Genomic DNA, 15,864 nt, shown 5'->3' with positions numbered 1-15,864 from the left:
AAGCCGTGAGAGTTTTAAAAATATCTTTAGGTTCGAAGTGGTACATCTATAGAAACTACAGCAAGAAAAAAACAGCCTAATGATTATGCTAAATCATTAGGCTGTTTTTATAAATTTAATAATATCTTATTAATTTCTTCACTTACATTCTTTCTTTCTTCATACACCCATTCTTCATCAAACTCAAGCTTAAAACTTCTTGAGAACGAATAATATAAATTGATTTTTTGATAATAATTTTCCAACTCCTTCAAATCATAAAACTTAAGACCTGGCTTTGTCAGCGTGTTACTTTTAGCAACAAAATGTTCATCCACATAATTTAAAAAAGCTTTCATTATATCTTCATTTGATATATCTATAGGAATCCTCATAAGCTTCCACTGCTTTTCTTCTGGTATCTTATAGCTTTTTACTGCATCAAGTATAACTAAATATTCACTAACATCCATTTTTCTATAATAGTGCAGCTTTTCTTTTTTAGTACTCCACAATGCTAATTTTTCTCTTAAAGATAAGCTTTTTATCTTTAATATTTCTTCACTTGGTCCTAAAACTGCTTCTTCTATTACTTGATCTTCTACTAAAAGATTTTCCTCAATAAAGTTCTGGTTATTTCCACTGCAAGCAACAAAGCCTTCATCATAAATTCCTTTTCTTCCTGCTCTACCACCTATTTGCTTTACTTCCTGACTTTTAAGGAACCTAATTTCATTTCCATCAAATTTCTTTATGTCCATGAATACAATTCTTTTTATCGGAAGGTTAACTCCCATTCCTATAGCATCAGTAGATATCAATATCTTGCTACTACCGCTTATAAAGCTTTCATATTGCTTTCTTCTTACTTCTGGAGGAAGATCTCCATATATCAAGCTTGCTCTCATGCCTAAAGAAGAATAATGCATTCCAAGTTCTAGCACTCTTTTCTTTGAAAATACAACTAGAGCATCACCTGGATTGATATCTTTTAATGTAAAAGCTTTCTCATCTACTATTAAAGGAATCTGTCTTTTATATTCGATTATTTCATATTCATCTTCGCAATCTTCTAGTATTTCAAGTAAAAGCTCTTTTGAATTTTTTGCACCGCAGACATGTATCTCCTTACACCTAAGTCCAAGTAATGCTCGAGTCCAAGCAGCACCTCTCTGATCATCATCTATCATCTGAATCTCATCTATTATAGCAATCTCATACTGTTCATTTATGTCAAGTTTCTCTATTGTACAAGAAATATGCTTGGCATCTTCATGTATTATTTCTTCTTCACCAGTCATAAGGTTGCACTTTACGCCTTCGTTATTAAGTCTTTCATAATTTTCTAGTGCCAATATTCTTAAAGGAGACAAATATATCCCTTTTTCACATTGCTTTAATCTTTGCATTGAGTTGTAGGTTTTTCCAGTATTAGTTTCTCCAAGATGTAAAAATATTTTTCTTTTTATAGCTCTAGCTCTTCTATATTCATCCTTAGGATTCCTAGGAAATACTTCATCAAACTCTTCTGATATTATCTTAGGTATATGCTCTGCAATAAGAACACTTATAATCCCTGAGCTAACATAACTCTCAAAATTGTTTCTTACAATTGAATAAAAATCAAAAGATGAATTATTCTTTTTATTATAGTCCTCAAGAAGTCTCCCCGAAATATAATTTAAAACATCAATATATCCTTCATATACCTTATCATAATCTCTAAGTTCCTCTTTTCTAAACTGGCTTAACTCCTTAAGCTTTTTTCTAACGGAAGCCTCATGTTCCCACAATGCATTAGTTTTAGTATGTCTTACTATTTCATCAATTTGTTGAATTTGATTCTTTATCTTTCTAAAATTCCTCTCATCTGCTCTCTTCATCTAATTTACCCCTAACTTACGGCGAAACCCGCATATTTCCTATAAATTCTTATGTTTTTAAATTGTTATATTTTTACCTTGTTATCTTGTTATCTTGTTATCTTCTTATCTTCTTATCTTCTTATCTTCTTATCTTGTTATCTTTTTACATTTTTACATTTTTATATTGTTATATTTTCACAAGTATTTAATTGATCATTTGCCAATCTATTTTAATACTATTTTATCAAGTTTTCCCATTAGAAAGCAACTTGATGTATTAATCGCCGAATATACTTTTTACCTTCTTATTATAGTATTTGATTCATATCTTAAAATATGTCCTACACATAATAGAATTGTTAAACATAACCAATAATTTCACTGTAGTTCTAATTTTCCACAAACATAAACTTTCAATACAACTAAACGCATTAATTATATAGAAACTTAAAGCACTGTGTTGAAATTAAGTGGTTAGTCATCCGATGCTTTAATGAGCCTTCGCAAAGAATTAATATGATTTTGCCATATTCCGTGGCTAAAACTGTAAACTCACTACGTTCGAACAGTACAGTTTTACTCTTTATTAATCCATACTTTTTATAAGTCTTTCATATTTTAGATATTATGAAACTAAAAAGGTTTTTTATCTAAAGAGTAAAAAGCGAGAATATATCGCCTGCCAGAATTTCTTCACATACGTTCAGAAAAGGCAGATGCGTAAAAAAATCACTAATAAAGAACAATTAGCGATTTTTTAGAGCCACTTCATCTGAGAAAATCATTTAATTCTAATAGCTCGCTCATATAGCACCTCCTTCATAACCACTTAATTTTAACAATACTCTTAGATATAAGTTTAATTATATCGTTATCTATATAAGAATAGACTGAGAAAAGATTCTCAGCCTAAACTTTAATTATTCTTCTATTCTTCACAAAGATATCTTCCCATTAGTATTCCCATGACAGAGGCCATCATAAGCCCTCTTGTCCATCCACTAGAATCTCCTAAACAGTGAAGATTTTTTATATTTGTTTCAAACTTTTCATCTAAAGTAATCTTGTTGCTGTAAAACTTTATCTCTGGTCCATATAATAAAGTTTCACTACTTGCAAAACCAGGCACTACAACATTCATTGCTTGGATAAAATTAAGTATATTAGTCATAGTTCTATATGGTATAGCTGAGGTTAAATCCCCTGCTACAGCATCTGGCAATGTATATCTTACATTTGATCTATCAAGTTCATGATCCCAAGTTCTCTTTCCATCTAATATATCACCATATCTTTGGACTAAAATCTTTCCGTTGCCAAGCATGTTTACAAGTTGAGCAACCTTTTTACCATACTCTATTGGCTGATTAAAAGGCTTTGAAAAGTTATGAGAACTTAGTATAGCTAAGTTTGTATTGTTCGATTTTTTCTCTTTAAATGAGTGACCATTAACTATAGCTATATTGTCATCATAATTCTCTTGAGCAACAAAACCACCTGGATTTTGGCAGAAGGTTCTAACTTTATTTTTAAAAGGTGCTGGATATCCTATAAGTTTTGATTCATAAAGCACTTCATTAACTTTTTCCATTACTTCATTTCTTAGTTCTACACGAACTCCTATATCTACAGTTCCAGCATAATGGTTTATATCGTGTTTAACGCACATATCGTTAAGCCAATCAGCACCCTTTCTCCCTGTCCCAACAATAATCTTTTCCCCCAAAATTTCTTCATCCTTTGATCTCGTTAGTGCATCAGTTAGTTTAATACCTTTAGCTTCCCCGTCTTCTATTATTAAATCTGTCACTAAAGTATCAAATCTTATTTCTATTCCTGCATCTATTAAATAGTTTTCTATTCTATAATAAAGTTCATGAGCTTTTTCAGTTCCAAGGTGTCTAATCGGGCAATCAACTAGCTTTAACCCTGCTTCTATAGCTTTTCTTCTTATTTCCTTTACTTCTTCCTCATGACCAAGTCCTTCAATTTTGGGATCTGCTCCAAATTCCAAATATATATTATCAGTATAATCTATAAATTCTTGTGCAACATCTGCTCCTATAAGGTCCGGTAGATCTCCACCTACTTCGTAGCTTAGAGATAACTTTCCATCTGAAAATGCACCAGCGCCGGAAAACCCAGTAGTTATATGACAATAAGGCTTACAATTTACACAGTATTTTGTTTTTTCTTTTGGGCAATGTCTCTTATCTACACTTTTCCCTTTTTCAACAATTAAGATTTTCTTATCTCTGTTTTGTCTTACTAGTTCTAATGCTGTAAATACTCCTGATGGGCCTGCACCTACAATAATGATATCATATTCCATAATAACCATCCTCCTCAAAATAACTGATGACTGTATTTTGGGATGTACCACTTCGATCCGAAAACTATTTTTAAAACTCTCACGGATTCTGGTGAGAGAATTTAAAAATAATAATTTTTACTACGAAGTGGTACATCTACAACACTTATAGCCAAGAGCTTTTTACGGTAGCTCGGTAGAAACATCTAGCCCATATTACTAGACTTATATAAGTGAACATTATTTATTTTATTAACAATAATATTCTTTCCAATACGAAAGTTTACAGCATTTTTAAACAAAATACAACAAGTTTATTTAGAAATAATTGTTAACTTTTTATTACTTTATCATTCACTTAACTATTCTTCTTCAAGTACTAATCCGTCTGTTTTTCCTTTATTTAAAAGTTTATTTACCTTCCTGTATTTCTTACTTTTAAAAACTATATCAAAGTCGTAATCTTCGGGATAAAGCTCACCTTTACTAATATATTTAGAAAGTCTCTTTTTGTTAATCTTTATTTTCTTTTTCATTACCATCACACCGTATTCGCCTTTTGAATTTTCTTCTTCGCATATTATGCCTGTTCTATTCATAAAGCTAATAAATACTGAATCACCAATTTCAAACATAGGCTTCTGACTTTGTTTTTGAATCTCTATCTTTTTGTTTATCTTGTTAGAAGCTTTTATATTTGAAACCTGCTTATAATGTTTTTCCTTCTCCTCTTCTACCTTATCTTTTTCTAAAATCTTTTGGTCAAACATTATATCAGCGTAAGCCTTATTTTCCTTATAGGTTACCTCATGGGCTCTTTCTATTATTTTGTTATCCATGCCTAGTCTAAGAGCTATTAAAAACGCATTACTTTCACCAGGTTTTCCTATATTAAGTTTGTACTTTGGCTTAAGAGTATTTATGTCAAATTCCATGGAACCATTTATAAAACCTTTATGCTCTTTAGCAAAATCTTTTATTTCATTATAGTGTGTAGTAGCACATATAATTGAGCCCTTTTCATAAAGTCTTTCGAGCACAGCCACAGCTATTCCCATACCTTCTCCTGGATCTGTTCCTGATCCAACTTCATCTAATATTACCAAGGTATATTTATCTGCCATCTCTAGAATATTTATAATATTTTTAATATGAGAAGAGAAAGTACTTAAACTTTGTTCAATGCTCTGTCCATCACCTATATCTGCTAGTATATCTCCTAACATGGCAAATTCACTATTTTTACCTGCTGAAACATGAAGTCCTGATTGAGCCATCATACTTAAAAGTCCAACTGTCTTTAAGGCTACTGTTTTCCCACCTGTATTAGGTCCTGTAATTACAAGTCCTTTATATTCTTCACCGATAGAAAAATCTAAAGGAATAGCATTATTTCCAAGTAAAGGGTGCCTTCCTGCGTTTATCTTTATTATATTCTGAGAATTGAACGTAACCTCATTTCCATCGATAGACTTACTATACCTTCCTTTTGCAAATAAGAAATCATAATAGCTCATGCCCTCAATATTTATATTTAGTTCTCGCTCATAGGACGCTACCATAGCAGTAAGTTCTGACAGTATTCTATAAACTTCTTTTTCTTCTTCAAACTTCTCTCCCTCAAGTTCATCTTGGTACTTTCTAACTTCAGCTGGTTCAATAAATACAGTAGATCCACTTTGGGATTTATCATGAACACTACCATCAAAATTTCTTTTATGCTCACTTTTAATAGGTATAACATATCTTCCATTCCTTTGACTTACTAGGGAGTCTTGAATATAACTTTTATATTTGTCGTTTCTTAAAATATTATCTAATTTAGATTTGATTCGCTCTTCTAAAATAAATATCTTTTTTCTGATCTTCTGAAGCTTATTACTTGCCCTATCATCTACCATACCTCTAGAAATTGATTTTTCAATTTCCTGTTCTACTTGCTCCATTTCATATAAAGATAAACCATACGAACTTACTGATGGTGCAACTTGTTCTTTTGTTTTCATAAAATTCTTAAGCCTTCTTACATCTTTTAATAGATTACCTATTGACTCAAGTTCTTCTGCAGAAAGTATCATACCCTTTTTCAATTTTTCTTGGATAATAGTTATTCCTTTTAAACTATGAATAGGAATACTTGAACTAATATTTACTATTGCTCTTGCCTCTGTCGTTTCTCTCATATGTCTCTTAGCAATACTTATATCCATATATGGTTCTAGCTTATCTATCTTTTCCTTAGCTAAATCTGATAATGCGAATTCCTTTAATACGTCTTTTATTTTATTAAATTCCAATATTTCAACTGCTTTATTATTCAACTTTTATTCCTCCAGTATTTTTATAGTTTTGATTTTCTATCTGGCTATATTTAATAATATAGTTGAAATTAATTGGTTATACAGAAGACGCTCTATGAGCGAGCTATTAGAATTAAATGATTTTTTCAGATGAAATGGCTCTAAAAAATCGCTAATCGTTCTTCATTAGTGATTTTTTTACGCATCTGCCTTTTCTGAACGTATGTGAAGAAATTCTGGCAGGCGATATATTTTCACTTTTTACTTTTTAATCAAATAACCTTTTTATTTTTTTAAATTTAAGAGATAAAATATTCATAAAAAATATGGATTGTTAAAAAGTAAAACTGTACTGTTCGAACGTAGTGAGTTTACAGTTTTAGCCATGGAATATGACAAAATCATATTAATTCTTTGCGTAAGCTCATTTAAGCGTCGGATGATTAACCAATTAATTTCAATACTATGCTTTAACAGCGCCTTCTCTTTTACCCTTAATTGCTTTACCTACAATGCTCATATTTCATTCCTCCTAGGATTTTGTTTAATATTTAACTTAAAGTTTTTTATAATCTTTATGAAACAAAAAACGTTAATCTAACTTTCGTTTGCAGTTTTTAGACAATACTAAAACAAATTTATATAGCAAAAAAGCTGCAAGTGAAAACCTTCTTCACTTACAGCTCTACATTTCATTATATAAAAAGTATAACCTCTTACTAACTCCCTCCAAGCTTCCCTTAAATACTAAAAAAAGGCACTGAAGCGCTCTTCTTCAATGAGCTTTTTTCCTAATATGCCTTTCCGAACGCATATTAGGAAACTTACAGAGAATAAGTCTTATTTTTTACTGTATAGCTAGCTCGCAAATCTAACAATTTTTCACAGTAAAAAAAGCTGTGCACAAGCACAGCCACATATACTTTATAAAAGAATGCTGCTTATGATGTTTCACTAAGTCATGTCTAAAACCGCAACACAAATAAACCTAAAATCAGGCGTATTTTGCAAAATTTAGACCATATTCAATTTACTTAGTTTGAAACCTCAGCATTCATAAACATTCTCCTTGTTACTTTAAGATAACTTAATTATAGCATTTCCAAAATACAAATTTCAATACTTTTTAACCTTATTTTTATAAGCTTGCTTCTGGGTCAGCAATCATATTTATTGTTACTTGTCCTAAATTGCTATTATGATTTATAGTTTTTATTGTTGGCATCACAAACACCCCCATTAATACAGCTACTAAAACTATCTTTGTAAATCTCTTTTTCATTATTAACCACCTCATAAATATATTTATTAAAATTATGTTTAATATCATTATTGAAATTTAAACACAACCCAATATTCTTATTCACCTATCAACATAGGTTTTAATTTATGTAGCAATCTAAGACTTTCTTCAACCTTCCCTTCTGCTGTGCTAATTTCTATAAGCTTATATAAAGCATAGCTTCTGCCTTTATCAATACAATTTTTATCTAAAGTTTCTAAAAGCGTCTGTGCCGATTCTTTTACCTTTTCTAAATCACCAATAAGTTCATATACTTTTATCAAATCTTTATATATCTCAAATAAAACCGTAAATTGCTTATATTCTTCTGCAAAACTTATAGCTAACTCAAATATCATTATTCCTTCATTGTATAGTCCTTGCTTTAAAAATATTTTTCCTTTTGTATCTAGAATTATTGAAGTAAACTCTCTATTTCTTAACTTTTGTGCTTTATTTATGTATTTTAAACTTTCTTCAAATTGTTCATTTTTATAATGATATTCAGCAATATTATTGTAAAGCATTGACAGTGTATCTATATCATCTTCCTTTAGCGCATTAATTATTTTTACATATTCCTGAAGCACTTCTTCTTTTTTACCAAGCCTTAAATAAGTATTAGCTTTTAATATTCTCGCCTTTAGCAGATCTTCATTTTTTTCACTTATATCCTTTTCTAGGATATTTTTTTCGATGACTTCTAAACACTTATCATATTCCTTGATTTTTGAATACCCTAAAGCTAAATTGTAACTAGCTTTTATAAAATACAAATCATTATCTTGTTCTTTTGCATACCACAAGGCTTGACTAAAATAAAAAACCGCTTCTTCATCTTCATTTCTTCTAATTTTGCAAACTCCCATAGCATTATAGATATAAGTCTGCAATAAATTTTCATTAACTTCCTTACATTTTCCCAGTGAGTTGCTAAAGTTAGTAAAAGCTTTCATATAATCTGATTCAACAAAATATATCTCACCATTAATCTTATATGCATTAATTAGCATATCACTTAATTGATATGTTTTTGCCACTTCTATAATATCCTCAAGTTCTTCATGACTGATTTCTTTTTTTGAAAGCTCTTTTTCGCAGTAGAACTTTGCATCTTCTTCTGGAAGCCTATAAAAATATTGATCATCTAGATTTATATTGATAGACATCTCTTTAGCTATAGAGTTAAATTTCCTTGCCAATATCTCAGAACTCTTTCTGCTTATTCTTCTTTTGCCGCTTTCCATCATGCTTATAAAGGCTCTAGTCATATTAACGTCTTCTAGAAGTGATTGATTAATTCCAAGCTGCTTTCTCATGAGCCTTATCTTTTCGTTAGGATTGTAAAAATCCACCTACACCACCACCATTTTATGTAAAATTAACATCTTTATACAAACATATATTTAATTATATTCCTATTTTTTAAAAAAATCACTATATTTTTCTTTATTAGTTAACTTTTCTATTGCTTTATTGTCAAAAATCTTACTTTTATTCATCTTAATGTACACTTTTTTCACATTAAGATTTCATTCTTAATCAATTTTGTTTTATTCCACTCTAATAAATAAAAAAAGTCATATTAAACTTTTTTAGTTTAATATGACTTAAATCTAGTATGTATCTATATAGTATTATTGAAATTAATTAGTTATTTTTCTTCACCCTTTATTAGCCTCTGTATATTTGCTTTATGTCTAAATATTAGAAGACCTGCTGCAAACACAGTACAAAACACTATAGGATTCGGGTATCTAAACAGTATAGCAGCTATAATTAATGCCATAGCAAGAATCATAGATCTTATTGAAACTATTGACGTAGCTAACTTTAAGATAAAGAAAACCACTGCCGCAGCAATTAATGCTTTAGGCGCTAAAAACAAAAACACTCCCGCTGTCGTATTAACACCTTTTCCACCTTTAAATTTTAGAAATATAGGATAATTGTGCCCAACTATAGAACTAATACCTATAACTGCGAGTAATATATTTTTATCAAAACTAATATCTATAATTCCTTTATTTATTAAATAGCTCGATATAGCTACTGGAAGTAACCCCTTTAATATATCTACAACCTGAGTTGCTAACGATATATACGTTCCACCTATTCTTCTTACATTCGTAGAACCTATATTTCCGCTTCCAACTGTTCTTATATCTATTCCTTTAATTTTTTTAACCAATATGTATCCTGTAGGTATAGATCCTGCCAAATATGCGATTAAACTTAAAACCAAAGCTATTAAAATGTCCATCAATTCAATTCATTTCCTTTCATTTGTTGTTACATGTAAATATTTGTAATTTCATATATCCAACTGACTTTCTCAAGGAGCTGTTATATATTTCAGATAATTATACCCTTTATATCTTGATAAATTGACCATTAAATTTATCTACCTTTACTATAATAAATGAAAAATGCTATTAAGAAAACATTTTTCAATATTTTTTTATAAATTTTCATGATTATTCTATATACCTACACTCCATCTGAATAATTTATAAAATAATAATTAAGGTAACTAAAGCAATTTTATTCAATGATAAAGTAAAAATAGAGCGAACTAATCTTATTCGCTCTATTTTTATATTACTTAAAAAAATCATATATAGATATACCTAATTGTTTATATCTTCTTTTATTATAACCTGTTTTCCTCAAACATCTTTTTCATAGAAATCAATATTCATACTCTCCCACGTTCTCACAGATAGATATCTTCAAATTCTTATCATCTTGAAGTTTCTTGTAAGAACATAGAAATTCATTTAACTCTACATCTTTGAGATCAATCTTTTTATTACTTTTTAATATGACAATATCCCCTTCCAAGATTAGGTCTAACTCGTTTGACTTATTACTTATACTGTAAGTAAGTACACTCTTAGGAACTGTCTTCCCTTTATATTTTTCAGTAAAACTAATAGTTTTTCTCATGGCTTCATAATTTTGACCAGCACCTAAGTTCCCAACAGAATTAGGATTAATACCTAGAATTTTAGCTTGATTCTCCAAAAAGCTAGAATCAAATCCATATCTCTCCATAAGCTTTTTCTGCATATTAAAAAACTTTTCTTGTGAGATATCATTTTCTTCCATATACTTCATTATTTTTGTAGTAAAATCAGCCATAGACAAGGTTCCCTGGGCTACTGAGTAATACAAACCATAGATATAGTCCTCAAACTTATCTACATCCTTATCCTTAGCTTTATTTTTCAGTTCATTAAAATCTACTATTTTATCATCCATTTAAAATCGACTCCTTCCTAGTATTGCAAAATATTTATATAAATTTATTGAATTTTCCAAAACATCTCTTAATCTAATTATAACAAATCAATCTTAAGATACCATTAAATATTTATTATATTTAGATTATATTTCAATACAGTACTTTAACAGCGCTACCTTCATAGGTATGCTTTAAAATATAATACACTAGATTAGTATAACCAAAATAACTAATCTAGTGTATTTAAACTCGTTTATTGTATATTATTTTTTAAACTTAAACTTTGAAACCTTTTCCTTAAGAACATTAGCTTGAAGAGATAATTCCTCGCTTGCAGATGCACTTTCCTCTATACTAGTAGAGTTTATTTGAGTAGTTTCTGCAACTTCTTCTATAGCTTGATTTACCTGAGTACTAGCCGTTGCCTGCTCACTAGATGCTTCAGATATCTGCTCCATTATTTCGGCAACAGAACCTATCTTATCAACTATTCCATCTAAAACTTTTGCAGTTTCATTTGCAGTTATTTTGCCTGACTCAGCTTTTGATATTGAAGATTCTATGAGTTCTGTAGTTTCCTTAGCAGCTTTAGAACTTCTTGCCGCCAAGTTTCTTACTTCATCAGCAACTACCGCAAACCCTTTACCTTGTTGCCCTGCTCTAGCTGCTTCAACTGCTGCATTAAGAGCTAATATATTTGTTTGGAATGCTATCTCGTCTATAACTTTTATAATCTTAGATATATCTACAGCTGACCTATTTATATCTTCCATAGATAACAGCATTTCCTTCATATGTTCATTACCCTTTATTGCATTCACACTTGCTTCAGTAGCTATGCTATTAGCTTTATTAACATTTGCAGAATTCTCTGTAGTTTGAGACGCAATCTCAGTTATAGATGCAGTAATTTCTTCTATAACACTAGCTTGTTCAGTAGCTGCAGATGCCATCGATTGAGCTGAGTTAGATATCATATTTGCTCCACTTGCAACCTGCTCAGATACGTCACTAATTTCTTTTAAAGTTGAATTCAAAGAGTCTACAATAAGATTAATTGAATCTTTTATTTTTCTAAAATCTCCCAGATAGTCTTTTGATATACTAATAGTTAGGTTACCAGAGGACATTTCTGTTAAAGTATAGCTTATATCATCAATATATCCCCTTAAATTGCTGATAGTTGCATTTAAGTTATTCTTAATAATAGCGTGATCTCCTTTATATTCACCTTTAACTGCTACATTAAGATCTCCATTAGAAATAGCCTTTAATACCTCTGATGCTTCACTAATAGGTTTCAAAATTTCATCCAACAATTCATTTACTCCAGTAATTAATACACTCCAACCACCACTAAACTTATTTGCATCTCCTCTTCTATTAAGTTGTCCATCTTTTGCAGCTGCTGTTAACAAGCTAGTTTCTGCAAGTATATTTTTAATATTGGAATTTAGTTTTATCAAGCTATTACCTAGTACATCCTTTTCAGACTTAGCTTCTATACTATCATAATACTCACCCTTGGCTATTCTCTCTGTTATTATAGCTTGGCTTCTTATATTTTCGATCATATTATCGAAAGCTATAAATAACTCGGCAATTTCGTCTTTCCCCTCAATAGCAACTTTCTCTACTTCTATATCTCCTTTTGCTAGTTTTCTAGCATTATCAGTAAGCTTATTAACTGGTTTACTTATACTTCTTGATATTAACCATCCTATTATTAAAGCAAATATACTGACTATAAAAGTTAATACAATAATTATTGTCTTCGCTCCTCTTGCCGTTTCACTATTACTATCTGATTTGTTTGAAGCTTGACTTAAATTGTAATCAACCATTTTATTGAATTGGTCATCTACAGCCGTTGCAATGACTTTACCATTGACAAATAATTCTTGCCTACCTTCTTGCACCTTTCCATTATTAACCATGGATATAACATTGTTCCATAATTCATATGTACCTTGAATGTTCTTTCTTAAATTTTCTAATTGAATACTTTCATCATTACTCAAATTAGTTTTTTGAAAATCAGTTAAATCTTTTTCTAAAGTTACCTTTAGTTCTGCAATTTTCGCAAGATTCTTTTCTTTTCCTGCTTGATCATTTTCAAAAAATTCTCTTATATTAACTCTCATTCTTTGATATGATACCGCTGCGTTTCCAAGACTTGAAATTGCCTTTGTATTTTTTTCATAAAGTTCTGTATCAAGTTTATCCATTTTCGAAAAATTTACGTATGTTATTATTCCCATAATAGCTGTAAGCACTGCTATTATTACAAATCCCGATATTATCTTTCCACCTATCTTCATATTCTTAAAAAGCTTCATAATTTATCATCCCTTCATTCTTCTTTAGTATATTTCTATTCCATTTATCAATTCCTTACAGTCAAGTATGATCTTTATATCTTCTCCAAGCCTCCCTATTCCACTTATATATCGACTTTCATTGTCATGAGCGGGAATTGGAGATATCATGCTACTGTCAATCTTCATAACTTCTGAAACACCATCCACTATTAATCCAGTTGATACTTTCTCCACTTCTACTACAATAACGCATGTTCTTTCATGGTATTCAACAAAATCCTTCTTAAACTTAGTCCTAACATCCATAACTGGTATTATCTTTCCTCTTAAATTTATTATTCCTTTTATGTATTCTGGAGTCTTCGGTATCTCAGTTATGGGTTGTATTCCTATTATCTCTAAAACATATCTCACTTCGATTGCATAAAATTCTTTTTCTATATAGAAAGTAATATATTTTCCACTAAGAGTGTCATTATCGTCTAACTTTTCTTCTAGATATTCACTCATGTTTTCTCCTCCATAACTATATTGTTGTCATGTCAATTATTAAAGATATTGTGCCATCTCCCATAATCGTACATCCTGTTATATATTTTAAGTTTTTAAACATTTCAGGTAATGGCTTTATTACTATCTGCTGCTCTCCTAAAAGTTCATCCACAAAAACACATTTAATCTTTGATTCATATTCAGTCATTATAACTATGCCTTCTTTATTACTATCTCGCACCCCACTTATAGAAAAATAATTTGATAATCTTATAAGTTCATAAGTTTTCCCTCTTATGTATATCATCTCATTACCATTGTGATCAGTGATTATTTCATTTGTACTTCCACTAAAGCATTCTTTTATGAAGTTAGTTGGGATTACAAATTGGCTTTGTCCAACTTTCACGAACATTCCTTGTATTATAGCCAATGTCAAAGGTATCTTTATATATATGGTTGTCCCTATATTAGGGATACTTTCTACACTAACCTTTCCTCTTATTTTCTCAATATTCTTGGTAACTACATCCATACCTACTCCTCTACCAGAAAACTCCGTAACGCTTTCATTAGTAGAAAACCCTGGCAGAAATATAAACGAAAAGATTTCCTCATCACTTAACTCCTCTATACTTTTATTAGTCATACCTTTGTCTACCGCTTTAGTATAGATTTTGTTTTTATCTAATCCTTTTCCATCATCTTTTATTATTACCCAAACGTATCCCTCCATATTTTTAGCTTCTAAAATTATTTTTCCCTTCGGAGACTTTCCAGTACTTACTCTTTGCCCACTCTCTTCTATTCCATGATCCATAGAATTTCTTATGATATGCATTAGAGGATCTGATATATGTTCTATTACACTTTTATCAACTTCAGTTTCTTCACCAACTATCACCAACTCGGCATCTTTGTTTAACTTTTTCCCCATGTCTCGCACTAAACGATGCATTTTTTGAAAAGTAGAGGTTAAAGGAACCATCCTTATAGCCATTACTGTATTTTGCATATTATCTATTAGCTTTCTTAAATTTCTCACTGCTTTGTTGAAGGTTTCATCTTCCTCAGCTTCAATCTGAGAAATGATCTTATTCTTAGTTACAGCAGCCTCCGCTATAGCTATCTCTCCCACTAAGTCAAAAAGATAGTCCAACTTATCCACATCTACGTTTAGAGTGTCAGTCTTTAGTTTATGCTTTTTCACATCTTCTTTTGCGTTGTCGCTCTTTATATTAGTATCACTGGATATTGCAGATATATCTTCATTACTAACTTTGTTTTTTTCAGAGCCTTGGTTCTTTTCCTCCATAATATTCGGCTCTTTTTCAGTTACAACTTCAGTCTCAATATTGTCCTTTAGGACTTTTATCTCTTTTATAAATGCTATCTCATTTATAACTTTAAGTATTTCAACTTCACTGATTTTAGTATCTAATTTTATGGTAAATCCATTTTTTATTATTTCTTCTATTGAATTCTCATTTTCTTCTATGTCTTTCGGTATAAGTTCAGTTATATTACATATTTCTTTCAATCTATGTATAATAGTAAAAGCTCGTATATTCTCCATTCCACATCCTTCTGAGAATAAGATATTAAATTTAAAGGAGCTTTCTTTTCTACCAGAACAACAATTTCCAGAATTTTCAGACATATTATTGCGTAAAAGTGACACAAAAGTTTTTATTTCATTAACATTGTCTTCTGATGATTCTTCTGGAATCTTTCCTTCTTGTATTATTTCTAACTGCCTCGACACAAAATCTATAAAACTCAATATAAAATCAGATATCTTAGAAGAATCTAACTCCATTAACTTTAATGCTCTGACCTTATCAAACAGGTCTTCTAAAGAATGTGCATACTTGGAAATTGTATTAAAATTCATTATTGCTGAATTACCTTTTATGGTATGCATTATTCTAAATATCTCATTTATATTTTCATACAGGACTGAACATTCGCTTAGTCCTAAAGATATTCTTTCTAAATCTTCCACAAGACTGCTTGTTTCAGAAATGAAAAGATCTATTATTTCTTTATCAAAAGATTCATTCATTA

At 30.2% G+C, this 15,864-nt stretch carries 10 protein-coding genes and 1 riboswitch; all 10 genes read right to left on the bottom strand.

The features are described 5' to 3' along the window. Window positions 1-107: 107 nt before the first annotated feature. The gene (locus tag JHL18_RS05430) at window positions 108-1,862 is read right to left on the bottom strand and encodes a helicase-related protein (RefSeq protein ID WP_200266889.1); all 1,755 of its coding nucleotides are present in this window, start codon (window positions 1,860-1,862) and stop codon (window positions 108-110) included. A gap of 910 nt (window positions 1,863-2,772) precedes the next feature. Beyond that, entirely contained in the window at window positions 2,773-4,176 is a 1,404-nt protein-coding gene (locus JHL18_RS05425; protein ID WP_200266887.1) for an NAD(P)/FAD-dependent oxidoreductase, read from the bottom strand. A gap of 128 nt (window positions 4,177-4,304) precedes the next feature. After that, window positions 4,305-4,408, bottom strand: a riboswitch (purine riboswitch). A gap of 109 nt (window positions 4,409-4,517) precedes the next feature. Beyond that, window positions 4,518-6,476: an endonuclease MutS2 gene (locus tag JHL18_RS05420; protein WP_200266885.1), complete on the bottom strand. Its 1,959-nt coding sequence runs from the start codon at window positions 6,474-6,476 to the stop codon at window positions 4,518-4,520. A gap of 1,117 nt (window positions 6,477-7,593) precedes the next feature. Then, entirely contained in the window at window positions 7,594-7,737 is a 144-nt protein-coding gene (locus JHL18_RS05415) for a hypothetical protein (protein WP_200266883.1), read from the bottom strand. Window positions 7,738-7,814: 77 nt separating this feature from the next. Further along, complete coding sequence (locus JHL18_RS05410; RefSeq protein WP_200266881.1) at window positions 7,815-9,092, bottom strand: helix-turn-helix domain-containing protein; 1,278 nt, start codon at window positions 9,090-9,092, stop codon at window positions 7,815-7,817. Between the two features lie 299 nt (window positions 9,093-9,391). Next, window positions 9,392-9,994 (bottom strand): glycerol-3-phosphate 1-O-acyltransferase PlsY, encoded by a 603-nt coding sequence (gene plsY / locus JHL18_RS05405; protein WP_200266997.1) that lies wholly within the window; start codon window positions 9,992-9,994, stop codon window positions 9,392-9,394. A gap of 434 nt (window positions 9,995-10,428) precedes the next feature. After that, window positions 10,429-11,001, bottom strand: a complete 573-nt coding sequence (locus JHL18_RS05400; protein WP_200266879.1) for a DUF3867 domain-containing protein — start codon at window positions 10,999-11,001, stop codon at window positions 10,429-10,431. A 246-nt stretch (window positions 11,002-11,247) separates the two neighbouring features. Further along, complete coding sequence (locus JHL18_RS05395) at window positions 11,248-13,323, bottom strand: HAMP domain-containing methyl-accepting chemotaxis protein (protein ID WP_200266877.1); 2,076 nt, start codon at window positions 13,321-13,323, stop codon at window positions 11,248-11,250. Window positions 13,324-13,347: 24 nt separating this feature from the next. Next, complete coding sequence (locus tag JHL18_RS05390) at window positions 13,348-13,815, bottom strand: chemotaxis protein CheW (protein ID WP_200266875.1); 468 nt, start codon at window positions 13,813-13,815, stop codon at window positions 13,348-13,350. A 16-nt stretch (window positions 13,816-13,831) separates the two neighbouring features. Then, window positions 13,832-15,862, bottom strand: coding sequence for a chemotaxis protein CheA (locus tag JHL18_RS05385; RefSeq protein WP_200266873.1), 2,031 nt, complete (start codon window positions 15,860-15,862; stop codon window positions 13,832-13,834). Window positions 15,863-15,864: the final 2 nt, after the last annotated feature.

The sequence above is a fragment of the Clostridium yunnanense genome (assembly GCF_016595795.1).
Classification (GTDB): Bacteria; Bacillota; Clostridia; order Clostridiales; family Clostridiaceae; genus Clostridium_AR; species Clostridium_AR yunnanense.
The sequence above is the reverse complement of the archived record's forward strand: the minus strand, read 5'-3'. Positions and strand labels throughout refer to the sequence as shown.

Bases quoted from the DNA above. Each gene is read 5' to 3' on its own strand.
- JHL18_RS05430 (WP_200266889.1), bottom strand. From the start codon at position 1,862: ATGAAGAGAGCAGATGAGAGGAATTTTAGAAAGATAAAGAATCAAATT.
- JHL18_RS05425 (WP_200266887.1), bottom strand. From the start codon at position 4,176: ATGGAATATGATATCATTATTGTAGGTGCAGGCCCATCAGGAGTATTT.
- JHL18_RS05415 (WP_200266883.1), bottom strand. From the start codon at position 7,737: ATGAAAAAGAGATTTACAAAGATAGTTTTAGTAGCTGTATTAATGGGG.
- JHL18_RS05400 (WP_200266879.1), bottom strand. From the start codon at position 11,001: ATGGATGATAAAATAGTAGATTTTAATGAACTGAAAAATAAAGCTAAG.
- JHL18_RS05395 (WP_200266877.1), bottom strand. From the start codon at position 13,323: ATGAAGCTTTTTAAGAATATGAAGATAGGTGGAAAGATAATATCGGGA.
- JHL18_RS05390 (WP_200266875.1), bottom strand. From the start codon at position 13,815: ATGAGTGAATATCTAGAAGAAAAGTTAGACGATAATGACACTCTTAGT.
- JHL18_RS05385 (WP_200266873.1), bottom strand. From the start codon at position 15,862: ATGAATGAATCTTTTGATAAAGAAATAATAGATCTTTTCATTTCTGAA.